General features: G+C 73.1%; 21 protein-coding genes. 13 read left to right on the top strand and 8 right to left on the bottom strand.

Annotation, left to right across the window (positions count from 1 at the left end):
- The first annotated feature begins 10 nt into the window (after positions 1–10).
- The 3 genes from dnaJ (at position 11) to ACFVVA_RS20685 (ending at position 2,888) form a co-directional block, all read left to right on the top strand.
- Positions 11–1,177 carry a molecular chaperone DnaJ gene (dnaJ, locus tag ACFVVA_RS20695; RefSeq protein ID WP_387691403.1) on the top strand — a complete coding sequence of 389 codons (1,167 nt, stop codon included), beginning with the start codon at positions 11–13 and terminating at the stop codon, positions 1,175–1,177.
- 16 nt (positions 1,178–1,193) lie between these two features.
- Positions 1,194–1,721 (top strand): heat shock protein transcriptional repressor HspR, encoded by a 528-nt coding sequence (locus ACFVVA_RS20690; RefSeq protein ID WP_387691452.1) that lies wholly within the window; start codon positions 1,194–1,196, stop codon positions 1,719–1,721.
- A gap of 177 nt (positions 1,722–1,898) precedes the next feature.
- Positions 1,899–2,888, top strand: a complete 990-nt coding sequence (locus ACFVVA_RS20685) for a hypothetical protein (protein ID WP_387691401.1) — start codon at positions 1,899–1,901, stop codon at positions 2,886–2,888.
- A gap of 69 nt (positions 2,889–2,957) precedes the next feature.
- Here the strand turns inward: ACFVVA_RS20685 and ACFVVA_RS20680 are convergent, their stop codons facing one another.
- Positions 2,958–3,143: a hypothetical protein gene (locus tag ACFVVA_RS20680; RefSeq protein ID WP_387691400.1), complete on the bottom strand. Its 186-nt coding sequence runs from the start codon at positions 3,141–3,143 to the stop codon at positions 2,958–2,960.
- 307 nt (positions 3,144–3,450) lie between these two features.
- Here ACFVVA_RS20680 and ACFVVA_RS20675 point away from each other — a divergent pair, with 307 nt between their 5' ends.
- Positions 3,451–4,068 carry a hypothetical protein gene (locus ACFVVA_RS20675; RefSeq protein ID WP_143204511.1) on the top strand — a complete coding sequence of 206 codons (618 nt, stop codon included), beginning with the start codon at positions 3,451–3,453 and terminating at the stop codon, positions 4,066–4,068.
- 7 nt (positions 4,069–4,075) lie between these two features.
- On the opposite strand, the gene ACFVVA_RS20670 is transcribed toward ACFVVA_RS20675, so the two are convergent.
- The 4 genes from ACFVVA_RS20670 to ACFVVA_RS20655 form a co-directional block, all read right to left on the bottom strand.
- Complete coding sequence (locus ACFVVA_RS20670; protein WP_387691398.1) at positions 4,076–4,660, bottom strand: hypothetical protein; 585 nt, start codon at positions 4,658–4,660, stop codon at positions 4,076–4,078.
- The gene (locus ACFVVA_RS20665) at positions 4,653–5,648 is read right to left on the bottom strand and encodes a LuxR C-terminal-related transcriptional regulator (protein ID WP_387691396.1); all 996 of its coding nucleotides are present in this window, start codon (positions 5,646–5,648) and stop codon (positions 4,653–4,655) included. The genes ACFVVA_RS20670 and ACFVVA_RS20665 overlap by 8 nt, the downstream gene beginning before the upstream one ends.
- Positions 5,638–6,627 (bottom strand): LuxR C-terminal-related transcriptional regulator, encoded by a 990-nt coding sequence (locus ACFVVA_RS20660; protein WP_387691394.1) that lies wholly within the window; start codon positions 6,625–6,627, stop codon positions 5,638–5,640. The genes ACFVVA_RS20665 and ACFVVA_RS20660 overlap by 11 nt, the downstream gene beginning before the upstream one ends.
- A 650-nt stretch (positions 6,628–7,277) precedes the next feature.
- On the bottom strand, positions 7,278–8,387 hold the full coding sequence (locus ACFVVA_RS20655; protein WP_387691392.1) for a TDT family transporter: 1,110 nt from the start codon (positions 8,385–8,387) through the stop codon (positions 7,278–7,280).
- Positions 8,388–8,457: 70 nt separating this feature from the next.
- On the opposite strand from ACFVVA_RS20655, the gene ACFVVA_RS20650 reads away from it, so the two are divergent.
- Together ACFVVA_RS20650 and clpB are read left to right on the top strand one after the other, a co-directional pair.
- Positions 8,458–9,411 carry a LysR family transcriptional regulator gene (locus ACFVVA_RS20650; protein WP_387691390.1) on the top strand — a complete coding sequence of 318 codons (954 nt, stop codon included), beginning with the start codon at positions 8,458–8,460 and terminating at the stop codon, positions 9,409–9,411.
- Between the two features lie 72 nt (positions 9,412–9,483).
- Positions 9,484–12,090 (top strand): ATP-dependent chaperone ClpB, encoded by a 2,607-nt coding sequence (clpB, locus tag ACFVVA_RS20645; RefSeq protein ID WP_387691389.1) that lies wholly within the window; start codon positions 9,484–9,486, stop codon positions 12,088–12,090.
- A 124-nt stretch (positions 12,091–12,214) separates the two neighbouring features.
- On the opposite strand, the gene ACFVVA_RS20640 is transcribed toward clpB, so the two are convergent.
- On the bottom strand, positions 12,215–12,499 hold the full coding sequence (locus ACFVVA_RS20640; RefSeq protein WP_387691387.1) for a helix-turn-helix domain-containing protein: 285 nt from the start codon (positions 12,497–12,499) through the stop codon (positions 12,215–12,217).
- A 404-nt stretch (positions 12,500–12,903) separates the two neighbouring features.
- On the opposite strand from ACFVVA_RS20640, the gene ACFVVA_RS20635 reads away from it, so the two are divergent.
- The 6 genes from ACFVVA_RS20635 (at position 12,904) to pyrE (ending at position 19,562) form a co-directional block, all read left to right on the top strand.
- On the top strand, positions 12,904–13,461 hold the full coding sequence (locus ACFVVA_RS20635; RefSeq protein WP_380630603.1) for a YbjN domain-containing protein: 558 nt from the start codon (positions 12,904–12,906) through the stop codon (positions 13,459–13,461).
- 282 nt (positions 13,462–13,743) lie between these two features.
- The gene (locus tag ACFVVA_RS20630) at positions 13,744–14,904 is read left to right on the top strand and encodes a pyridoxal phosphate-dependent aminotransferase (RefSeq protein WP_387691383.1); all 1,161 of its coding nucleotides are present in this window, start codon (positions 13,744–13,746) and stop codon (positions 14,902–14,904) included.
- A 500-nt stretch (positions 14,905–15,404) separates the two neighbouring features.
- The gene (locus ACFVVA_RS20625) at positions 15,405–15,944 is read left to right on the top strand and encodes a DUF2617 family protein (protein WP_380541384.1); all 540 of its coding nucleotides are present in this window, start codon (positions 15,405–15,407) and stop codon (positions 15,942–15,944) included.
- A 154-nt stretch (positions 15,945–16,098) separates the two neighbouring features.
- Positions 16,099–17,745, top strand: coding sequence for a polyamine aminopropyltransferase (locus ACFVVA_RS20620; RefSeq protein WP_387691381.1), 1,647 nt, complete (start codon positions 16,099–16,101; stop codon positions 17,743–17,745).
- A gap of 210 nt (positions 17,746–17,955) precedes the next feature.
- A complete protein-coding gene (locus tag ACFVVA_RS20615; RefSeq protein WP_387691380.1) occupies positions 17,956–18,981 on the top strand; it encodes a hypothetical protein in 1,026 nt (341 codons plus the stop codon).
- 44 nt (positions 18,982–19,025) lie between these two features.
- Complete coding sequence (gene pyrE, locus ACFVVA_RS20610) at positions 19,026–19,562, top strand: orotate phosphoribosyltransferase (protein ID WP_359897723.1); 537 nt, start codon at positions 19,026–19,028, stop codon at positions 19,560–19,562.
- Between the two features lie 87 nt (positions 19,563–19,649).
- Here the strand turns inward: pyrE and ACFVVA_RS20605 are convergent, their stop codons facing one another.
- A complete protein-coding gene (locus ACFVVA_RS20605) occupies positions 19,650–20,372 on the bottom strand; it encodes a DedA family protein (protein ID WP_387691378.1) in 723 nt (240 codons plus the stop codon).
- Positions 20,373–20,756: 384 nt separating this feature from the next.
- On the opposite strand from ACFVVA_RS20605, the gene fbaA reads away from it, so the two are divergent.
- The gene (gene fbaA / locus ACFVVA_RS20600; protein WP_380541376.1) at positions 20,757–21,779 is read left to right on the top strand and encodes a class II fructose-bisphosphate aldolase; all 1,023 of its coding nucleotides are present in this window, start codon (positions 20,757–20,759) and stop codon (positions 21,777–21,779) included.
- A 114-nt stretch (positions 21,780–21,893) separates the two neighbouring features.
- Here the strand turns inward: fbaA and ACFVVA_RS20595 are convergent, their stop codons facing one another.
- Entirely contained in the window at positions 21,894–22,313 is a 420-nt protein-coding gene (locus ACFVVA_RS20595) for a DUF3151 domain-containing protein (protein WP_359897720.1), read from the bottom strand.
- Positions 22,314–22,383: the final 70 nt, after the last annotated feature.

Genomic DNA, 22,383 nt, shown 5'->3' with positions numbered 1-22,383 from the left:
GGCGGAAGCCATGAGTGGCAAGGACTTTGTCGAGAAGGACTACTACAAGGTCCTCGGCGTGCCCAAGGACGCCACCGCCACCGAGATCAAGAAGACCTACCGCAAGCTCGCGCGCGAGTTCCACCCCGACGCCAACAAGGGTGACTCCAAGGCCGAGGAGCGGTTCAAGGACATCTCCGAGGCGTACGACGTCCTCTCCGACGAGAAGCGCCGCAAGGAGTACGACGAGGCCCGCAGCCTCTTCGCCAACGGCGGCTTCCGGGCCGGCGGCGCCCCCGGCGGCAACGGCAGCTACAGCTTCGACTTCGGCGACCTCTTCAGCGGCAGCCAGGGCGGCGCCGGCCAGGCCGGCGGCGGCCTCGGCGACGTGTTCGGCGGCCTCTTCAACCGCGGCGGCACCCGGCAGGCCCAGCCCCGGCGCGGCGCCGACGTCGAGACCGAGGTGACGCTCTCCTTCGAGGAGGCGGTGGACGGCGCGACCGTCCCGCTGCGGATGACCAGCCAGGCCCCCTGCCGGGGCTGCAACGGCACCGGCGCCAAGTCCGGCACCACCCCGCGGGTCTGTCCGACCTGCGTCGGCGCGGGCACCGTCAGCCGCGGCCAGGGCGCCTTCGCCCTCTCCGAGCCGTGCAAGGACTGCCGCGGCCGGGGCATGATCGTCGACGACCCGTGCCCCGACTGCCACGGCAGCGGCCGGGCCAGCTCGGCCCGCACCATGCAGGTCCGGATCCCGGCCGGCGTCCAGGCCGACCAGCGCATCCGGCTCAAGGGCAAGGGCGCCCAGGGCGAGCGCGGCGGGCAGCCCGGCGACCTCTACGTGACCGTGCACGTCGACCCCCACCCGGTCTTCGGCCGCAAGGGCGACAACCTCACCGTGACCGTCCCGGTGGCCTTCCCCGAAGCCGCGCTCGGCGCCACCATCGAGGTGCCCACGCTGAACGGCCCGACCGTGAAGCTCAAGCTGCCCCCGGGCAGCGCCAACGGCCTCACCATGCGCGCCCGCGGCAAGGGCGCCACCCGCAAGGACGGCACCCGCGGCGACCTCCTCGTCACCGTCGAGGTCGTGGTGCCCCAGCACGTCACCGGCGACGCGCTGAACGCCCTTGAGCAGTACCGCGAGGCCACCGCCTCCGACGATCCGCGCGCCGCCCTGTTCCGGGCGGCGAAGGGAGCGTGACGACCAGATGTCCCCGATGTCCCCGATGAACCCGATCGACCCCGACACCCCGATCGGCCCCGGCCTCGGCGAGGGCCTGCCCGGCGCCGGCCCCCGCCGCACCCGCCGCACCGCGGCCCCGCCGACGTACATCCTCACCGAGGACACTCCGGTGTACGTCATCTCCGTGGCCGCCGAACTGTCCGGTCTGCACCCGCAGACCCTGCGTCAGTACGACCGCCTCGGCCTGGTCTGCCCCGACCGCACCGCCGGCCGCGGCCGCCGCTACTCCGCGCGCGACATCCAGCAGCTGCGCGAGGTCCAGCGGCTCTCCCAGGACGAGGGCATCAACCTGGCGGGCATCAAGCGGATCATCGAGCTGGAGAACCAGGTCACCGCCCTGCGGTCCCGGGTCGCGGAACTGGTCGACTCCCTGGAGGGCGCCGCCACCGCCCTCCAGCAGCGCGAGGCCGCCGTCCACGCCTCCTATCGGCGCGACCTCGTCCCGTACCAGCCCCCCACCCCGCAGTCCAGCGCCCTCGTCGTCTGGCGCCCCAAGCGCTGACCGAAACACCCACCGGCCGCCGGCCCCTCCTCTCGGGGGGTGCCGGCGGCTGCCGTGCGGTGAGAGAGTGCGGTCGTATTCCCTCTCCGGGGGACTCACCAGATCTGGCATGCTAAAACTCGTTCAGCACCAGCGCTGATGGGACGCAGGTAGCACGGTAACGGCAAGGAGTCGCGAATGAGTGGACGAGAGCAACCCCTTGCCGCCGGCTTGACCATCGTCTCGCCAGAAGCACGGGAGCTATATCTCGCCGTCATCCGAGGAGACGGCAAACTGCCGTTGGACTCCGATGGCGACCAGGGTGATCCCGCGCGGGACGAGCTGGTGAGGATCGGCCTTCTCATACCCGACAGCGATGATCCGAATGTTTTCGTGGCCGCCGACCCCGCGCAGCTCTCGACAAGCCTCAGCCATTCGTGGCAGCGTCAGGCACTGGAACTCCTGTCACGCGCCGTATCGCTCCCCTCCGAACTGCAGGATCTCGCCCGGGAATTCCACACCCCGAAGCGGTCCGGAGGGTCCATAGAGCATGTGCGGGGGAAGGCGCTCATTCGGCAGCGGCTGGAGCAGTTCAGGGGTTCCGGGTTCGAGGAGGCCCTGGCGCTTCAACCCGGCGGCCCCCGGCAGCCGGATCTTCTCGCCGGAATGATCGCATACGATCTGGAGACGCTCCGCAGCGGGACGAAGATGCGGACGATCTACCACGCCAGTACCCGGTACCACCAGCCGACCAGGGATTACGTCGCCACACTCGCCCAAGTCGGCGGCCAGTACCGCACTCTTGACGAGCCCTATACGCGGCTCATAGTGATGGATCGGCGCGTGGCAGTGATCCCGATCGACGATGACATGAGCCTCGCGGCCTTCATCTACGACCCTGCCGTCGTCGACTATCTTGCCAATGAGGTCTTCGAGCAGTACTGGAGCCGGGCCCTGGAATTCGAGGGCGACCGCACGGTGCCGCAGCAGGTCGTGTCACGCCTGCGTCAGACGATCATTGACCAGATGCTCGAAGGGACCAATCACCGAGTTATCGCGCGACGCCTGGGAATTAGCGAGCGGACATTGGCCAGACATATAGCCGAAATGCGAGACGACTACAAGGTCGACTCGCTATTCCAACTCGGATATGTCCTCGGCCGAAAGGCGCAGGGGACTTCCGACTGACTCGCCCGGCCGGCTTCAGGCGGGTCCGTCAATAATCTGGCACGCGGCCGTGCGGTTACCCGGCCGTGCTCACTGCCAGGAGATGTCGTCTGCGATGCTCACGGAGGCATTGACGGCAATCGCGTCGTGCGAGTCGGCAGCACTCACGAGAGAGCCGGCACCGAGCACGGCGGCGACGGCAACCAATGAAAGCACAACCACGCGGACAAATTGGTGCATATCAGTCACGCCCTCACTTTTCTGGAGAATCGCCACTAGAAGCGTCAAGCAGGATAACGGTCCACATGGTGCCACGCCAGGGGGAGGCTGTCACCTGCTTCCGCATGCGGGGGTGTGCGTCATCTCTCTGCCAGTCATCCAGATGACACAGGCCAACCCTGGACGCGGCACGGAGATGCGATGGACGATCAGTTCGCCCTCAATGGTCTCGGCAGGGTGCCACACCTTGCCAATGTACCGTCAAATACTAAACCGTTCAGCAGCGGCATCAGTCCACCGAGCAGACCACATCCAACGCATCGCCGACACTCACTCCCCCGGTCGGCCTTTCCCCGGAGTCGACATGACCGAGCCCTACCTGCGTCACCACGACAGCCAGGCCCCTGAGGGTCGGCGTGCACGTGTGTTCCTGGCCGCCCCGCTGATGCGACTGACCGGGCCGGCCGACAGCGTGGTGACCCTCGCCAGCCGGACGCGGCTGACGACGCTCCGCACCACCCTCCTGCGCAGCGGTGCCGCCGTGTACAGCGCGCACCACAGCGACGCCTGGACCATCTCCGGCCGCGCGCCGGAGCCCCGCGTCCCCTCCGACTTCCGCGCCCTCCAGTCCGCCGACCTCGTGTTCGCCTATGTCGGCGCCCCCCTCTCGGCCGGCGTGAGCCTGGAGCTCGGCTGGGCGTCGGCGCTGCGCAAGCCGATCGTCCTCCTGGTCGACGAGGCCATCACCCACAACCCGCTGATCGCCACCATCGAGCAGGTCGCCCCCGTCCTGCCGCTGGTCTTCGACGACACCTGGTCGCAGGAGGCCCTCAACCACACGGTCGAGACCGCGCTCGACTGGGCGGGCATGGCACTCTCCCTGCGCGAGGGCTTCTGGACCGCCCCCGGCGAGCAGTTCAACGTCCCCCGGCAGCAGCCCGCCGTCCCCGGCTACTGGCCGACCGGCGCCGCCACCGGCTGAGCGGCGGCTACCCACCGGACTCCCCCGTCCGGGATCCCCGCCTCCGCCGGCCCCACTGGAACAGCGTCTCCGCGTCGAACAGCTCACGCAGCCGGGCGATGTGACCGGCCACCGTGCGCTCGCCCAGCCCCATCCGGCCGGCGATCGCCCGCTGCGTGAGGCCGCGGGCGACGGGTTGGGCACCGAGCGCCTCGTGCGGGTGGTCCTTGACCAACTGCGAGACCGGGTACCGGATCCCGGCCATGCCCCTCGGCCGGCGGACGCCTCCACCCGGCTCGCTCCGCCGCGGCACCGCGTCATGGGCCCGGGTGGGTTCGCGCAGCTGCTCGGGGATCCGGTCGGCCTCGGCCAACAGGCGGGTACCGGTCCTCCGGAGGTCGCCTCCGATCCGCTCGCCGACCGCCCGGGGATCCATCGCGCTGTCCGAACCGTCCACCAACTGCGGTACCGGCAGCCCGAGTTCCACCAGCCGTCGGAGCGCCGGCCCGTCCTCTGCGCCGACTTCGGCCGCCCGCACCCGGCCGCCCTCGTGCAGGACGGCGAGGTGGAGAGCGCGAGCGGCGGCGAGCGGGGTGGCGGGCGTGTCAGTCATGGTGCTCGCCCCGCAGCCGCCAGCCGAGGTGGAAGAGGGTGTGGGCGCCGTAACGGTCGCGCAGCCGGGAGATGTGGGCGGCGACGGTGCGTTCGCTCACGCCCAGCCGGGTGGCGACGGCCCGTTGGGTGAGGCCGCGGGCGAGCAGCCGGCCGATCCGCACGGTGGTGACGGACGGCGGGTCGAGGTGGCGGCCGGCGGGGGTGGCGCGGGCCCAGTCGCGTTCGAACTGGGCGGCGAGGTAGGCGACCGTGGTGGGGTCGGTGAGGAAGGCGGCCCGGCTGAGGTCCTCGGCGGCGGGGATGACGGCCACCGCGCGGTCGAAGACCAGCACCCGCTCGTAGGGCTCGGCGAGGACCCTCACCTGGGCGCCCTGCCCGGTGCGCAGGACGACCTGGCTCCGCACGGCGGTGTCGGCGAGGGTGACCGGCTGGTAGAGGGTGCGCAGCGAGCAGCCGCGGCGGAGCAGCGAGAGGTCCTGGGCGAGGGCCATCCGGAGGCCTTCGAGCGGCCGCGGTCCGGGCTGGGCGGCCAGGACCTCCTCCCGGCATTCCGAGACGAGCTCGCTGACCCGCCCGCGGACCTCGGCGGCGCCGACGACGGTGCCGCCGAGGGCGACGGCCGGGGAGCCGACGGAACCGACAGCAGGGGAACCGACAGCAGGGGACCCGGCCGCCGGCGGCCCCCCGACCGGGCCGCGCGCCTCGTCGTAGGCGCGGGACAGCGGCCCGAGGGTGCCCGGGAGCCGCTCGGCGTGCCGCAGCAGGCGGACGGCGCGGGTGCGCAGTTCCAGGCCGATCCGGTCGCCGAGGGCGCGCGGGCTGGCGGCGGTCCAGCCGGTGGCGGTGGGGGTGAGCAGGCCGCGGGCGACGAGGGCGGCCAGGGTGGGCCGGTCGGCGGGGGCGAGGTCCTCTGGGCGCAGCCGGCCGCCGGCCCGGACGGCGGCGAGGTAGAGGGCCCGCTCGGCCGGGCCCGGCTCATCGGTCATCGCGGGCGCCCCGCATCAGCCAGCCGAGCTGGAAGAGGGTCTGCGCGCCGTAGCGGTCGCGCAGCCGGGAGATGTGGGCGGCGACGGTGCGTTCGCTCAGGCCCAGCCGGGTGGCGACGGCGCGCTGGGTGAGGCCGCGGGCGAGCAGCCTTCCGACCCGGTCGGGGACGGTGCGGGCGGGTGCCTGGCCGAGGGCGGCGGCCTCGGCGGTGTCGGCGCGCGCCCAGTCGCGTTCGAAGGTGCCGACCAGGTAGGTGATGGTGGCCGGGTCGGTGATGAAGGCGGCGGTGCTGTTGTCGTCGTTGGCGGAGATCACGGCGACGGAGCGGTCGAAGACGATCAGCCGCTGGAAGGGCTCGTCGAGCACCCGGATGAGCGAGCCGTGCCGGATGACCTCCTCGGCGTAGGCGAGGGCGGGCGGGTCGGCGAGCGCGACCGGCTGGTAGATGGTGCGCAGCGAGCAGCCGCGCTGGAGCAGTTGGACGTCCTGGAGGAGGGCGACCTGGAGGGTGTCGGCGGGCCGGTGGCCGGGCTGGGCGGTGAGGACCTCGGAGCGGCAGTCGGAGACCAGCTGGGAGATCCGCTGGCGGATGTGGACGTGCCCCTCGACGTGGACGGCGCCGCCGGCCCGGTCGGTCGGGCGGGGCATCGCGTCGTAGGCCCGGGTGAGGCCGTCCAGGGCGCCCGGGAGGTTCTCCGCGCGGACCAGCAGCCGGGTGGCCTCGCTGCGCAGTTCGGCGCCGAGGCGGTCGCTGACCGAGCGCGGGCTGACCGCGGTGTAGCAGCGGTCCATCCGGTTGACCATCAACAGGCCGATGTCGATGAGTTGTTGGAGCGCTCCCCGGTCGACGTCGGCGACCTCGCCGGTGGGGACGCGGCCGCCCTCGGCGATGATGGCCAGGTAGAGCTGCCGGGCGGCCTCGTCGGGCTCCTCGCCCACGGGCCCGTGGTGCGGTGTGACCGCCGGTTCCGCCGTCACGTCGCACTCTCCCTGCCGAACGCCTCTCCCCTGGTCTGCCCGTGCTCCCCGCCGCACGAGCCGTGGCACCGGTGGGCCCGGCGGGCTCACGGTACCGGTGGGCCGGTACGGCGTGATCATGGATCAGGCGGTCACGGTACCGGGTGGGACGGCGGACCCCGGGTCCGGGTGCCGTCGCACGCCGGGTCGTCCGGGGGCCGCCATCGGTACGCCAGTCAAGGCGCTCCCGTCGAGGCGGAGCAGCAACGCCTCGACGGGATCCGGTCCGGGGGCCATCACCACACATGGACCCCGGCCCGGCGCTCTTCCCCCCCGTTCCACCGGCGCGGGATGTCGCACCTGCGGTCAGCATCGAAGAGCGTGTCGCCACCATCGGGCTGCGGTTGCCCGGACGACTTGGCGCGTCTCCACCCTCACAGCGTGACGGCCGGTGAACAAGTGCCGCCCGAGTGCATGTTCGCGCAATTGCAGCTACCTGCATCCGGCCGCGGGCGCGACGGTCCGGACGGCCGGGTGGATTCCGGTGGAACCGGGGCGGGCCGGGGCGTCGGCACCACCCGGCAGCGCCGTTGCCCGGCCGTGCGCGTTCCTGCACCGGCCGCGCGCTCCTGAGCTGCGTGTTCACGCAGGCCCGGGGGTCCGGCGCCGCCTCAGCGGGCCAGCAGCCGGCCCCGTGCCAGCCCGGCGGCGGTGCCGCCCGCGGCGAGCACCCAGGCGAGCGCCAGCAGCAGGTACAGGCCGACGGCCAGGCCGCTGAAGCCCCCGAAGCCGGTGTGCCGGGCGAGCGCGGAGGCTCCGGTGACGCAGGTGCCGACCGGGAAGGTGTACGCCCACCAGGTCATCGCGAACGGCATCCCGGCCCGCCGGGCCCGCAGGTTGGCGGTGAGCGCGACGGCCAGCCAGAGCATGGCGACGCCGATCACCGCCACGCCGTACAGCTCGGCGAGGTCGACCATGGCGGGCGCCAGCGCGGGCAGCACCGGGCGGGCGGCGTCGGCGAGCTGGTGGACCGCGGTGACGGACTGGCCGAGCGGGCCGAGCACCAGGAACAGCGAGGGGGTGAGCGCCAGGGCGGGCAGTTTGCTGTGGAGCAGCCCGGTGAACACCACCGGCAGCAGCACCAGGGTGGCCAGCAGGCCGATCCCGAACAGCGCCCAGCAGCCGTACAGCATGGCCTGCTGGGCCGTCCCGGCCGGCAGGTGGGGGACGAGCGCGGGGCCGCAGGCGGAGGCGACCAGCGGGGCGACCACGGGCAGCAGCCAGGTCGGGTTGGCCTCCAGGGCGGAGAGCCGGTGCCGGGTGATCATCAGGTACGGGATGCCGCCGGCCACGGCCAGCGCGTACAGGGTTCCGAGGGTCCACAGCACCGCGTCCAGGGCGACCGCCGGGCCGGTGCCGATGACCCGGGAGCCGAGCAGCAGGGTGCCCAGCCCGACCGCCAGCAGCGCCATCGGCGGGCAGCCGTAGAAGACCGCGGTGGCCGGGTTGTCCAGCAGCTGGGCGCGGGCCGCCTCGCGGTGCCGGGTCAGGTGGACCAGCCGGGCCCCGGCCAGCACCAGCAGGGCGGCCAGCGCGAGCGCCCACATCACCTCGCCGAAGGCGGTCAGCCCGGGCGGCCGCACCGGCAGCACGGCGGCGCCGTTCGCCAGGATCGCGGTGCCCATCACGGCGGCGTACCAGTTGGGGCCGAGTTGGGCGAGGTCGGGCCGGCGGCGGACGGCGGGGTGGGCGAGGGGGCGGATACCGGCCAAAGTGGACATGTCCCCACCGTCGCCCGAAGGCCGGGCGGCCGGTAGCGCCGGGGCTTCTATGGGGGCATAGCCTGAACCTATGGCCCTCTCCCCGCACGTCCCCGAACTCGGCGCCCTGGAACTGCTGCTCGCGGTGGCCCGGCTGGGCAGTGTCGGACGGGCGGCGGCAGAGCTGGGTGTCACCCAGCCCACCGCCAGTGCCCGGATCAAGGGCATGGAGCGGCAGGTCGGCGTCCCGCTGCTGGACCGCTCGCCCCGGGGCAGCCGGCCGACCGAGGCGGGCCGGCTGGTGGTCGAGTGGGCCCGGCAGGTGGTGGAGGCGGCGCAGGCGCTGGACGCCGGGATCGACGCGCTGCGCGAGCGGCGGGACGCCAAGCTGCGGGTGGTGGCCAGTCTGACGGTCGCCGAGTACCTGATGCCCGGCTGGCTGCTGGGCCTGGCCGAGGCCAGCCCGGGGACGGCGGTGACGCTGCGGACGGCGAACTCGGCGGAGGTCGCCGGGCACGTCCTGGACGGGGACGCCGACCTCGGCTTCGTCGAGGGCCCCACCACCCCGCCCGGGCTGGCCGGCGTGGTGGTGGCCGCCGACCGGCTGGTGGTCGTGGTGGCGCCCGGGCACCCGTGGGCGCGCCGCCGCGCCCCGCTGACCGGGGCCGAGCTGGCGGCCACCCCGCTGGCGCTGCGCGAGCCCGGCTCGGGCACCCGGGAGGTGCTGGAGATGGCCTTGCGGCCGTACGGGGGCGTGGCGCGGCCCCGGATGGAGCTGGCCTCGTCCACCGCGCTGAAGGCGGCGGCGATGACCGGGGCGGGGCCGGTCTGCCTGAGTGAGCTGGCGGTGACGGAGGAGCTGGCCACCCGGCGGCTGGTCGAGGTGCCGCTGGTGGCGGAGCTGGACCTGCGGCGGCCGCTGCGCGCGGTCTGGCCGGCCGGGCAGCGGCCGGGCGGTCCGGCCCGGGAGCTGCTGGGGCTGACCCGGCGGTCGGTCAAACGTTCACCGAGAAGTTGGGACGAGGACCGAAGAGGAGAAAGTTGAGCGGAATAGACTCAACTTAGTGCATGCTGTACGCAGCAGTAGTGAAGGACGACGAGGGAGGACCCCCCAGCAGTGGACGCCAGCAAGTTCACCACCAAGACCCAGGACGCCCTGTCCGCCGCCATCCGGCAGGCGGGCACGGCCGGCAACCCGGACGTCAGGCCGGTGCACATCCTGATCGCCCTGCTGGAGCAGCCCGAGGGCATCGCCCGGCCCCTGCTGGAGGCGGTCGGGGCCGACGTCGCCCGGGTCGACGCCGAGGCCCGCCGCCAGGCGGCCGCGCTGCCCAGCGCGATGGGCTCGACGGTCGCCGCGCCCCAGCTCGCCCGGGACACCGTCGCGGTGCTCACCGAGGCCGGCAGGCGCGCGAACGACCTGGACGACCAGTACGTCTCCACCGAGCACCTGATGGTCGGCCTGGCCGCCGAGGGCGGCCAGGTGGCCGATCTGCTGGCGCACCAGGGCGCCGCGCCGAAGGCGCTGCTCGCCGCGTTCAAGGAGGTCCGGGGCAGCGGCCGGGTCACCTCACCGGACCCGGAGGGCACCTACAAGGCGCTGGAGAAGTACGGCACCGACCTCACCCAGGCCGCTCGGGACGGCAAGCTCGACCCGGTGATCGGCCGCGACCACGAGATCCGCCGGGTGGTCCAGGTGCTCTCCCGCCGGACGAAGAACAACCCGGTGCTGATCGGCGAGCCGGGCGTCGGCAAGACCGCCGTGGTCGAGGGCCTGGCCCAGCGCATCGTGGCCGGCGACGTGCCGGAGTCGCTGCGCGGCAAGCGGCTGGTCGCACTGGACCTCAGCGCGATGGTCGCGGGCGCCAAGTTCCGCGGCGAGTTCGAGGAGCGGCTGAAGGCCGTCCTGAACGACATCAAGGCCTCCGACGGCCAGGTCGTCACCTTCATCGACGAGCTCCACACCATGGTCGGCGCGGGCGCCGGCGGCGACTCCGCGATGGACGCGGGCAACATGCTCAAGCCGATGCTGGCCCGCGGCGAGCTGCGGATGGTCGGCGCCACCACGCTGGACGAGTACCGCGAGCGGATCGAGAAGGACCCGGCCCTGGAGCGCCGCTTCCAGCAGGTGCTGGTCGGCGAGCCCAGCGTGGAGGACTCGATCGCCATCCTGCGCGGCCTCAAGGGCCGGTACGAGGCGCACCACAAGGTGCAGATCTCGGACGCCGCCCTGGTCGCCGCGGCCACCCTGTCCAACCGCTACATCACCTCCCGCTTCCTGCCCGACAAGGCGATCGACCTGGTCGACGAGGCGGCCTCCCGGCTGCGGATGGAGATCGACTCCTCCCCGGTCGAGATCGACGAACTCCAGCGCTCCGTGGACCGGTTGCGGATGGAGGAACTGGCCCTCGAGAAGGAGTCCGACCCGGCCTCGGTGGACCGGCTGGCCCGGCTGCGGCGCGACCTCGCCGACCGGAACGAGCAGTTGAGCGTGCTGACGGCGCGCTGGGAGCAGGAGAAGAAGAGCCTCAACCGGGTCGGCGAGCTCAAGGAGCGGCTGGACGACCTGCACGGCGCGCTCGAACGCGCCCAGCGCGACGGGGACTTCGAGCGCGCGTCCAAGCTGATGTACGCCGGGATCCCGGCCGCCGAGGCGGAGCTCACCGAGGCCCAGGAGCGCGCCGCGGACCAGGACACCTCGACCTCGATGGTCAAGGAGGAGGTCGGCCCGGACGACGTGGCCGACGTGGTCGCCTCCTGGACGGGCATCCCGGCCGGCCGGCTGCTGGAGGGCGAGAGCGCCAAACTCCTGCGTATGGAGGAGGAGTTGGGCCGGCGCCTGATCGGCCAGCAGGAGGCGGTGCAGGCCGTCTCGGACGCGGTGCGGCGCACCCGCTCCGGCGTCGCCGACCCGGACCGCCCGACCGGCTCCTTCCTGTTCCTCGGCCCGACCGGTGTCGGCAAGACCGAACTCGCCAAGGCCCTGGCCGACTTCCTGTTCGACGACGAGCGGGCGATGGTCCGGATCGACATGAGCGAGTACGGCGAGAAGCACTCGGTCTCCCGTCTGGTCGGCGCCCCGCCCGGGTACGTCGGCTACGAGGAGGGCGGCCAGCTCACCGAGGCCGTCCGCCGCCGCCCGTACAGCGTGGTGCTGCTGGACGAGGTGGAGAAGGCACACCCGGAGGTCTTCGACGTCCTGCTCCAGGTGCTGGACGACGGGCGGCTCACCGACGGGCAGGGCCGCACGGTGGACTTCCGCAACGCCATCCTGATCCTCACCTCCAACCTGGGCAGCCAGTACCTGGTGGACCCGGCCACCCCGGAGGAACGCAAGCGGGAGCTGGTGCTGGGCGCCGTCCGGTCCGCGTTCAAGCCGGAGTTCCTCAACCGGCTGGACGACATCGTGGTCTTCGAGCCGCTGGGCACCGGCGAGCTGAGCCGGATCGTCGACCTCCAGGTGGCCCGCCTGGGCGAGCGGCTGCGGGAGCGGCGGCTCACCCTGGAGGTCTCCGCGGCCGCCCGCGACTGGCTGGCGCTCACCGGCTACGACCCGGCGTACGGCGCCCGCCCGCTGCGCCGGCTGGTGCAGTCCGCGATCGGCGACCAGCTGGCCCGGGCGATCCTGTCCGGCGCGGTGCACGACGGGGACACCGTCCTGGTCGAGCAGGACGAGGCGGGCGACCGCCTGACCGTCCGCGGCCGGGGGCCGCTGGAGAAGTAGCACCGCCGGCGTCCGGCACCCGGGCCGCCCCTCCGCTCCGGCGGCGGGGGCGGCCCGTTCCGCGCCCGCGGGCCGCACCGGGGCCGTCCCGGCCGCCGGGGCGGCCGCCGTCACCGCGCCGCCGTCACTCCGCCGCCGCCTGTCGCAGCAGCCGCCGCGTCCGGTCCCGCCGGCTGCGCGCCAGCCGGTGCAGCTCGGCCACCTGGACGTCGGGCAGGCTCCAGGCCTGGGTCAGCAGCCTGAGCGTGGACACCCGCGGACAGGACACCCCCCGCTCCAGGTCCCGGATCGACCGCACGCTCAGCCCGGTCGCCTCGCCCAGCTGCTCCTGCGTCATGCCCCGGTCCAGCCGGATGCTCCGCAGCAGCGCCCCGAGCGTCGCGCCGTCCCCCGTCGCCGCTCCACCCACTCCTGTTCCCCCCTCAATTCCGGACAGCCCACCTCAGGACAGCTCAACTCCCCCGGCCGGGCCGGGATTTGATCGAAGCAAGTTCCGTCGCACGCTAACCGCAACCGGCCGGGACGGCAGCCGAACCAGCGCGCCGGGCGCGTGACGTGGCTCACGCGCGCCCCTCCGCGGGCCCACACCCCACCGGGGTTCCCACCCCCGGCCCGAGCCCCGCACACCCTCGGTGACCGACACCCTTCCCACCGCCGCCGGAGCCGCCGGACGACGGCGGGAAGAACGCCCGACGAAGATCGACGCGCCCCTCGGCCGCCCCTGTGAGCGGAGCCCCGGATGAGGCAGGATGGGAGGTGGAAAGGGCGGCCTCTCATTGCCGGCCACCACGTGCACTGAGGAAGAGGACCCCCATGAGCATCGACCCGTCGTCCATCCCGTCCTTCGGCGTTCCCCAGGGCGGCCAGCCCGGCGGCCAGGGCGGGCGGCCGGCCGGCCCGCCGCCGATCGTCGTCCCGGACCAGGCCCTGGTCACCCAGCTGCTGGACCAGATGCAGCTCAAGCACGTCGTGGACGAGGAGGGCGACCTCACCGCCCCCTGGGAGGGCTTCCGCGTCTACTACATGTTCCGCGGCGAGCAGAAGGAGCTCTTCGCGGTGCGCGCCTTCTACGACCGCGCCTACCCGCTGGAGAAGAAGGGCGAGATCCTCGACCTGATCGACGAGTGGAACCGCGAGACCCTCTGGCCCAAGGTCTACACCCACACCCACGAGGACGGCGTGGTCCGCCTGATCGGCGAGGCCCAGATGATCGTCGGCACCGGCGTCAACCTGGACTACTTCGTCACCACCACCGCCAACTGGACCCAGGCCGCGGTCGGCTTCGAGCAGTGGATCGTCGAGCGCCTCGGCCTCCAGAACGAGATCGAGGGCGAGGACGGCGAGGACACCGAGGGCACCGACGAGGCCTAGGACGTGTCTGACCATTCGAGTCGGATCAGGGCGCGGCGTTGGGGTGCGTGCATCGCAAGGCGGAGGAGGGAGCCACTGCGGAGCATTGGCGACCGACGACAACGCGGCGAGGTGCGTGCCCCGGCGTCGCGCACCCGGCGGGAATTGTCAGACACGCCCTAATCCCGTCCCGGTACTCCGGTCCGGCCCGCCACCGCCCTCCGCGCCGGTGGTGGGCCGTTCTTGTCCCCGGCCCCCGGCTGACCCAGGATGGCCCTGACGACGAGCCGTGAGGAGCCACCGATGGGTACCAGGCCGCTGCTGAACCGCCGACTGACCGGGATGGGCACGACGATCTTCGCCGAGATGTCGGCCCTGGCCACGGCCACCGGATCGATCAACCTCGGCCAGGGATTCCCCGACACCGACGGGCCCGAGGAGGTCCGCGAGGCGGCCGTACGGGCCCTGCGCGACGGCCGGGGCAACCAGTACCCGCCCGGCCCCGGCATCCCCGAGCTGCGTACCGCGATCGCCGAGCACCAGCAGCGCTTCCGCGGCCTCGCGTACGACCCGGACACCGAGGTGCTGGTCACCGCCGGCGCCACCGAGGCCATCGCCGCCACCCTGCTGGCCCTGCTGGAGCCCGGCGACGAGGTGATCGCCCTCGAACCCTTCTACGACTCCTACGCCGCCTGCATCGCGATGGCCGGCGCCACCCGGGTTCCGCTCACCCTGCGGGCCCCGGCCTTCCGCCCCGACCTGGACGAGCTGCGCGCCCTGATCACCCCGCGCACCCGGCTGCTGCTGATCAACACCCCGCACAACCCCACCGGCACCGTCCTCACCGCCGAGGAGCTCGCCGCCGTCGCCGCGCTCGCCGTCGAGCACGACCTGCTGGTCGTCACCGACGAGGTCTACGAGCACCTGGTCTTCGGCGCCGTCCACCACCCCCTCGCGGCCCTGCCCGGCATGCGCGAACGCACCGTCACCATCTCCTCCGCCGGCAAGACCTTCTCCTTCACCGGCTGGAAGGTCGGCTGGGTCACCGCGAGTCCGGACCTGGTCGCGGCCGTGCGCACCGCGAAGCAGTACCTCACCTACGTCAGCGCCGGCCCCTTCCAGTACGCCGTCGCCGAGGCCCTGCGGCTGCCCGACACGTACTTCGACACCCTCCGCGCCGATCTGCTGCGCAAGCGCGACCTGCTGCTCGGCGGTCTCACCGCGGCCGGCTTCCGGGCCTTCACCCCCGAGGGCACGTACTTCGTCACCACCGACATCACGCCGCTCGGCGAGAAGAACGGCATCGACTTCTGCCGTGCGCTGCCCGGACGTTGCGGTGTCGTCGCCATCCCGAACGCGGTGTTCTACGACGACGTGGAGGCCGGCCGTAGCCTGGTCCGCTTCACTTTCTGCAAAAAGGACGAGGTCCTCCAGGAGGCCGTCACCCGCCTGCGGCGCCTGTGAGGGGCCGCACGCCCCCTTTCGCGCCCTTCGAACAGGGATGCCCGTGATCCGACACCAGTACTGATGGATCATCAACTTCCTTGATCGGCTTGCTTGTTTGCCACCATTGCGGCAATCCTTCCGAGCATCCGGGCACTCCCCGCCGCCCTCCACGCCCCGCGCCTGGAGGGCGGCGGTGTGTGATGCACCCGGACAGCGCACACCCGGCGCGCACGGCGCACGATCCGGTGATAGGGGCGCGCGCTGTGCAGACTCGTACACGGGCTCGATCAGAGCCGGGAAGCAGGTGTGCTCGAAACGGTGAATGCTTGACAAAGTTGGGTAAATCACCGGCGGACCCGGCGTATTCGTGCTTCTCTGCTGCTGAATCTCCAGCCGGAATCCTTCCTTCCACGGTCGGCCGCGCCCAGGGCCGCACAGCCACGAACAGCCTCGCCATCGCCTAGGCCTACTCGATGCTGCTCGGCGGGCGCGCACGGAGCTGAAACGCGGAGCCGAGCATGCTCACCACACTGCAGACCTCCTACACGGACACCCGGGCGGGTGACCTCGCCTGGTGCCTCGGCGGCGACCCGCTGCCCGCTCTCGCCGTCCGCGACCTGAGACTCGACGGGGGCGGCCACCCGGGCACGCCCGGCACCCTCCAGCTGCGCCTGCTGGGCGCCTCCCACCAGGTGGTGATCGACGCGGGCCCCGGCCAGTGCCTGGAGACCGTCGCCTGCCTGCCCGGCCGCCGCACCCCGCTGCCGGCCCGGGTGGCCAAGCAGGTCGGCGGCTGGGAGTACGAGTTCGCGGCCCGGATCGAGGCGCTGCCGCCGCACGACTTCGCGGCCCGCGCCCAGGAGCTGCTGGCCCTCGTCGAGGGGCACCCGCGGGGCCTCGCCGGGGTCTTCCCGGGCGACCCGAGCGCCTTCACCGCGCTGGTCACCCAGGGCGGCGCGGACCGGCTGCTCTGGCGCACCTGGCACGCCTACCCGCAGGAGGGGCAACTGGTGTGCACCCGCTCCTCGCTGGTGGTGACCGGGGTGGCCGGGGCATGACCGCCGGAAGTCCGGACCGGAACACCGATCCGGCCGTAGGCCGCCCGACCCAGGCCTACGAATCGTACGCAGGAACGGTTCGTCAATCCGACGTCGCCCACTGTCCGTCGGATGGGCGCATCCATCCGTCCCGCACGTCCCCTAGCGTTTGTTCGTGATCAACCATCCGACCGGTCCGCCCGCACGCCCGCGAGTGGACCTCGACGACGGCGCCCCACCCCGGCCCGGGCGAGGCCTCGCCCCACTCCCGCCCGCCCGCCGTCGGTCCCGGCTGCGCTCCAGCCCCCGGCTCGCCCGCCTGACCGTCCTGCTGGCCGCGTTCGTCTGCGCGGCCTGCGGACTCGTCTACGAGCTCGAACTCGTGGCGCTCGGCGACTACCTGCTCGGGGACACGGTCACCCAAACCTCCGTCGTGCTCTCCGTCATGGTGTTCGCGATGGGCCTCGGCTCACTGCTCGCCAAACGGTTCACCAGCCGGCCCGCCACCGCCTTCGCCCTCGTCGAGTGCGCGCTCGCGCTCACCGGCGGACTCTCCGTCCTCGCGCTCTACTCCTGCTGGGCCTGGATCGGCCGCTACCAGGCCGCCATGGTCGGCCTCACCTGCCTGATCGGCATCCTGATCGGCGCCGAGATCCCCCTGCTGATGACCCTCATCCAACGGATCCGGCGCGAGGACGCCGGACGCGCCGTCGCCGACCTGTTCGCCGCCGACTACGTGGGCGCGCTGATCGGCGGCCTCGCCTTCCCGTTCCTGATCCTGCCCGCCCTCGGACCGGGCGACGGCGCCCTGCTCACCGGCGCCGTCAACGCCGTCGCCGGGGCGGCCGTGGTGCTCTGGCTGTTCCGCGAGGAACCCGCCCCCCGGATCCGACGACTGCTCTGGGGCGGCTGCCTGCTGGTCCTCGCCCTGCTCGCGACGGCCGCGGCCGGCTCCGACGCCGTCGAGCGCGCCGCCCGGCACGCCCTGTACGGCGACCAGGTCCGCTACGCCACCCGCAGCCGGTCCCAGGAGATCGTGCTCACCGGCCCCGCCGAGGGCCCCCTGCGGCTCTACCTGGACGGCCGGCTCGCGGTCTGCGGACCGGACGAGTACCGGAGCAGCGAGGGCCTGGTCCACCCCGCCATGGCGGCCGGCCCGGACGCCCGCGTCCTGCTGCTCGGCGGCGGCGACGGGCTCGCCCTGCGGGAGGTGCTGCGGCACCGGGGCGTGCGCACCGTCCGGCTGGTCGACGCCGACCCCGCCCTCCCCCGGCTCGCCCGCACCGACCCCGGGCTCGCCGCCCTCGGCGGCCGCTCGCTGGACGACCCCCGGGTCCGCACCACCGCGGCCGACCCGCTGGCCTGGCTGCGCGGCGCCGGCGCCCCCGGCGGGGACGGACCGTACGACGTGGTGCTCGCCGACCTCCCGGCACCGGCCGACGGCGGGCCGGTCAAGTTCCACTCCCAGGAGTTCTACGGCCTCGCCGCACGGCTGCTCTCCCCCGGCGGCCGGATCGCCGTCCGCGCCGGGAACGACCTGGACGGCCTCTGGCAGATCGAGTCCGGTCTGCGGACGACGGGCCTGCAGACCGCCCCGTACGCCGTCCCGGGCAGCGCCACCGCCACCTGCCGCCCCGGCCCGCCGGACGACCCCCAGAACTTCCTCCTCGCCGCCGCCACCCGGCCCCCGCTCACCCTCGCCCCCGACGCCCCGTCGCCCCGCGCCCTCACCCCCGACGTCCTCCACGCCACCACCGCCCGCCTCACCGCCCTCCGCCCGGCCCACCCGCCGGCGGCCCTCACCCTCCTCGGTCCCCGCTGAGGCCGCCCGGCCCCCGCCGAGGCCGCCCCGGGGAACCCTCTTCTCGGAAGCCCCGGCCCACGCCCGTGGCGGGCCGGGGCGGGTGCCCGTGCGGGCGGCCGTGCGGGCGGCCGCGGCGATGGTGCGACGGCCAAGGGAACAGGTGGGGCGGGGAAAATCCGGTGGTGGTGGGTAGGGACCGGGCGCGGCCCAGTCGGTAGGCTCCGTGACATGGAGCATGAGGTTCTCGTCCCGTTGTCCGCCGAGCCGGTCCGGCAGGCCTTGCAGGATCCGGCGCTGCTGGCGCGGAGTGTGCCGGGGCTGAGCACCGAGCCGGCCGCGGTCGGCGCCGGTGCGGCCGAGGAGATCGGCGGCCGGCTGAAGCTGCGGATCGGCGGCTCCACGATCACGTACAAGGGCGTGCTGTCGCTGATCGGGGGCCGGGAGGGCGTGCTGACCGTGCTCGCCGAGGGCGAGGAGGCCCGGGGCACCGGTGAGGTGACCGCCACCGTCCGGGTCAGCGTCGCGGACGGCGCCGAGGACGGCACCGCGGTGATCCGCTTCACCGGCGACCTGAGCGCCACCGGCCGGCTGACCGAGTTCGACGAGGAGACCCTCGACGCCACCGGCCGCCGCCTGCTGGACCGGTTCGCCGCCGCGCTGGTCGCCCCGGAGGGCGAGCAGCCGCAGGACCAGGACCAGGACCAGGAGGAGGACGCCGAGCAGGACGGGTCCGGGAACGCCGGGGCCGACGCCGGTGTGGTCTTCATCGAGGACCGCCAGGACCAGCCCGGCGACGACCTGGACGACGATCTCTCCGACCTGATCGCCTTCTCCGACGCCGACGCCGAGCGCTTCGGCCTGCCCACCGGCTCCGCCGACGACGAGGACGAGGAGGACGACGTCGAGGACGGGGCCGCGGACGGCTCCGCCGAGCAGGACGGCGTCGCCGAGGAGATCCCCGCCGAGCCGCTCTTCGCGTACGAGGAGGAGCCGGTGCTCAGCGGCCCGGTGCGCCGCAGCATCGTCGGCCGGTCCGCCGAGGAGGTGGACCACGCCCCGCCGCGCGGCCCGTACGCCCCGGCGCTGCCCGCCCGCAGCGCGCGGGCCCGGGCGGCGTCCCGCTGGGGCGGCGAGGTCGGCGGGATCGTGGTGCCGGGCACCGGCGGCCGCAGCGCGGTGCCGTGGGTGATCGGCGGCTCGGTGGCCCTGCTGGGTGGCGCCGTGGTGCTGGTCAGGGCGCTGCGCCGGCGCTGAGCCCGGAGCGCCGCGGGAACCGTCAGGGCCTAGACTGAACGCTCATGAGCAACGACCGCGACGCCCTGCTGGCACAGATCAAGGACAAGGCCGTCGTGCACGGCAAGGTCACCCTCTCCTCCGGCAAGGAGGCCGACTACTACGTCGACCTGCGCCGGATCACGCTGGACGGCGTGGCCGCCCCGCTGGTCGGCCGGGTGATGCTGGACGCGACCTCGCACCTGGACTACGACGCCGTCGGCGGCCTGACCCTGGGTGCCGACCCGGTGGCCGCCTCGATGCTGCACGCCGCCGCCGCGCGCGGGCAGCAGCTGGACGCCTTCGTGGTCCGCAAGACGGGCAAGGCGCACGGCCTCCAGCGCCGGATCGAGGGCCCGGAGGTCAAGGGCCGCCGGGTGCTGGCCGTCGAAGACACCTCCACCACCGGCGGCTCGGTGCTGACCGCCGTGGAGGCGCTGCGCGAGGCGGGCGCCGAGGTGGTCGGCGTCGCGGTGATCGTGGAGCGCGGCGGCGCGGCCGCCGTGGAGGCCCAGGGCCTGGAGTACGTGACCGCCTACACCCTGGACGACCTGGGTCTCTGATCCCGTCCGGTACGACGAACGACTGAGGGCCGGTGCTGTTTCACGTGAAACAGCACCGGCCCTCGCCGTGTCCGGGGTTCCGGGCGCTCAGCCCCGCCGGTGCCGACCGCCGCCGGCCTGGACCTGGCTCTCGTCGTCGACCTCGGCCACGACGCCGGCCCGCTTCTTCTTCCGCTCGCGCATGATCTCGACCAGGATCGGCGAGATCGACAGCAGGACGATCAGCAGCACCGCCGGGATCAGGTACTTGTCGATCACCGGGGCGAGCGCGTCGCCGAAGAAGTAGCCGATCAGCAGCATGGACTCGGTCCACAGCACGCCGCCGATCACGTTCCAGAGGAAGAAGGTCCGGGCGGGCATCTCCAGGGTGCCGGCGACCGGGTTCAGGAAGGTGCGGATGATCGGCATGAAGCGGGCCAGCACCACGGCCTTGCCGGAGCCGAACTTGTTGAAGTACTCCTCCGCCTTCACCACGTAGTCGCGTCGGAAGATCTTCGAATCGGGCTTGTCGAACATCTTCGGCCCGACCTTGGCGCCGATCAGGTGCCCGAGCTGGGCGCCGGCGATCGCCGCGATCGGGCAGCCGATCAGCAGCACGGCGATCGGCAGCTTGGCACCGTCGCCGAGCACCGAGGAGGCCGCGTTCGAGGCGGCGACACCCGCGAGGATCAGCAGCGAGTCGCCCGGGAAGAAGAAGCCGACCAGCAGGCCGGTCTCCGCGAAGATGATCGCGATCAGCCCGATGGCGCCGAGGGACGAGATCAGGGATTTGGCGTCAAGCAGGTTGACGGCCAGCTGGTTGTAGTCCACGGGCGCAGGATAGCGGGCGCACCGTGCCGACCACGCGGGCGCACCGTGCCCACGACGCGGGCGCACCGTGCCGACGGCGCCCGGCGGGGGACGCCCCCCGGCCGCCCGCCGGAGCCGCCCGCGGCCGCCGTGCGCCCGTGTCGTGCGACGTTCCGCATGGCGGGCTCCTGCTGACCCGCGGGCACGAGTCTGGGAAGATGGCACAGGCGTCCGGTCCGCGGTGGCACACCACCCTCATGGCCGTACCGCGCAGGTCGCCGCGAACGTGCCGGAGAGCCACACCGCAACGCCGCGCGTCGGCGGGCCGGCACGGAGTCGTCACGAAGGCGTACACAGCGTCGGACAGCACCGTCCGTACGCCGCAACCCGACAGGAGCGGATCGCATGCCCATCGCAACTCCCGAGGTCTACAACGAGATGCTGGACCGGGCCAAGGCGGGCAAGTTCGCCTACCCGGCCATCAACGTCACGTCGTCGCAGACGCTGCACGCCGCACTGCGTGGTTTCGCCGAGGCCGAGAGCGACGGCATCATCCAGATCTCGACCGGTGGCGCGGAGTTCCTGGGCGGCCAGCACAACAAGGACATGGTGACCGGCGCCGTCGCGCTCGCCGAGTTCGCGCACATCGTCGCCGCCAAGTACGACGTCACCGTCGCGCTGCACACCGACCACTGCCCGAAGGACAAGCTGGACGGCTACGTCCGCCCGCTGCTGGCGGTCTCCGCCGAGCGCGTGGCCCGGGGCGAGAACCCGCTGTTCCAGTCGCACATGTGGGACGGCTCGGCCGAGACCCTCTCCGACAACCTGGGCATCGCCCAGGAGCTGCTGGCCCAGGCCGCCGCCGCCAAGATCATCCTTGAGGTCGAGATCACCCCGACCGGCGGCGAGGAGGACGGCGTCACCCACGAGATCAACGACGAGCTGTACACCACCGTCAACGACGCCGTGCGCACCGCCGAGGCGCTGGGCCTGGGCGAGAAGGGCCGCTACCTGCTGGCCGCCTCCTTCGGCAACGTGCACGGCGTGTACAAGCCGGGCAACGTCGTGCTGAAGCCGGAGCTGCTGCGCGAGCTCCAGGACGCGATCGGCAAGCAGTACGGCAAGACCGACCCGTTCGACTTCGTCTTCCACGGCGGCTCGGGCTCGAGCGCCGAGGAGATCGCCACCGCGCTGGAGAACGGCGTCGTGAAGATGAACCTGGACACCGACACCCAGTACGCCTTCACCCGCCCGGTGGCCGGCCACATGTTCGCCAACTACGACGGCGTGCTGAAGGTCGACGGCGAGGTCGGCAAGAAGAACACCTACGACCCGCGCACCTGGGGCAAGCTGGCCGAGGCCGGCATGGCCGCCCGCGTGGTCGAGGCCGCCGAGCAGCTGCGTTCGGCGGGCAAGCGCCTGAAGTGAGTCCCGCGCCCGAGGCGGGGCCCACGGCCGCGTGAGCGCCGTACCCCGGGCGTGACGTGACGGACGGGTGCCCCCGGCGGAGACCGCCGGGGGCACCCGTGTGTCCGGGGGTGTCTACTGCTTGAGCTCCGCGTACGCCTCCGCGCTGCTGTCCTTCAGGAACTGCCAGCAGCGGGTCTCCTCCTCGGTCTCCTTGATCGCGCCGGCCGCCCGGGCGAGCGCCGCCAGGCAGCGCAGGAAACCGCGGTTGCCGCGGTGCTCCCACGGCACCGGGCCGTGGCCCTTCCATCCGTTGCGCCGCAGCGCGTCCAGGCCGCGGTGGTAGCCGGTACGGGCGTAGGCGTACGACTCGACGTACCGGCCGGCCGCGTAGGCGTCGTCGGCGAGCATGGCCCAGGCCAGGCAGAAGACCGGGAACTCGGCTGCCACCTGGGTGGGGGAGGCCGACTCCTCCGCCAGCATCCGGTAGGGCCGCTCCTCCTCCGGGAGGAGAGTGGGTTCGGGACCGTCGAGAAGGTTCCTGTGAATCGCCATGCCCTGAAGTCTGCCACCCGAGACGCAGGGGTCAACCGCCGTCCCCGGCGGGCGCCCGTCCCGCGACGCC

It is taken from the genome of Kitasatospora sp. NPDC058048, from assembly GCF_042885555.1.
In the GTDB taxonomy this organism is placed as follows: Bacteria; Actinomycetota; Actinomycetes; order Streptomycetales; family Streptomycetaceae; genus Kitasatospora; species Kitasatospora lactacystinica.
This window is presented reverse-complemented; position numbering and strand designations above follow the sequence as displayed.

Excerpts from the sequence above, each read along its gene's own strand:
- dnaJ (WP_387691403.1), top strand. The coding sequence starts at position 11 with ATGAGTGGCAAGGACTTTGTCGAGAAGGACTACTACAAGGTCCTCGGC.
- ACFVVA_RS20690 (WP_387691452.1), top strand. The coding sequence starts at position 1,194 with ATGTCCCCGATGAACCCGATCGACCCCGACACCCCGATCGGCCCCGGC.
- ACFVVA_RS20685 (WP_387691401.1), top strand. The coding sequence starts at position 1,899 with ATGAGTGGACGAGAGCAACCCCTTGCCGCCGGCTTGACCATCGTCTCG.
- ACFVVA_RS20675 (WP_143204511.1), top strand. The coding sequence starts at position 3,451 with ATGACCGAGCCCTACCTGCGTCACCACGACAGCCAGGCCCCTGAGGGT.
- ACFVVA_RS20670 (WP_387691398.1), bottom strand. The coding sequence starts at position 4,660 with ATGACTGACACGCCCGCCACCCCGCTCGCCGCCGCTCGCGCTCTCCAC.
- ACFVVA_RS20665 (WP_387691396.1), bottom strand. The coding sequence starts at position 5,648 with ATGACCGATGAGCCGGGCCCGGCCGAGCGGGCCCTCTACCTCGCCGCC.
- ACFVVA_RS20655 (WP_387691392.1), bottom strand. The coding sequence starts at position 8,387 with ATGTCCACTTTGGCCGGTATCCGCCCCCTCGCCCACCCCGCCGTCCGC.
- ACFVVA_RS20650 (WP_387691390.1), top strand. The coding sequence starts at position 8,458 with ATGGCCCTCTCCCCGCACGTCCCCGAACTCGGCGCCCTGGAACTGCTG.
- ACFVVA_RS20635 (WP_380630603.1), top strand. The coding sequence starts at position 12,904 with ATGAGCATCGACCCGTCGTCCATCCCGTCCTTCGGCGTTCCCCAGGGC.
- ACFVVA_RS20630 (WP_387691383.1), top strand. The coding sequence starts at position 13,744 with ATGGGTACCAGGCCGCTGCTGAACCGCCGACTGACCGGGATGGGCACG.
- ACFVVA_RS20625 (WP_380541384.1), top strand. The coding sequence starts at position 15,405 with ATGCTCACCACACTGCAGACCTCCTACACGGACACCCGGGCGGGTGAC.
- ACFVVA_RS20615 (WP_387691380.1), top strand. The coding sequence starts at position 17,956 with ATGGAGCATGAGGTTCTCGTCCCGTTGTCCGCCGAGCCGGTCCGGCAG.
- pyrE (WP_359897723.1), top strand. The coding sequence starts at position 19,026 with ATGAGCAACGACCGCGACGCCCTGCTGGCACAGATCAAGGACAAGGCC.
- fbaA (WP_380541376.1), top strand. The coding sequence starts at position 20,757 with ATGCCCATCGCAACTCCCGAGGTCTACAACGAGATGCTGGACCGGGCC.
- ACFVVA_RS20595 (WP_359897720.1), bottom strand. The coding sequence starts at position 22,313 with ATGGCGATTCACAGGAACCTTCTCGACGGTCCCGAACCCACTCTCCTC.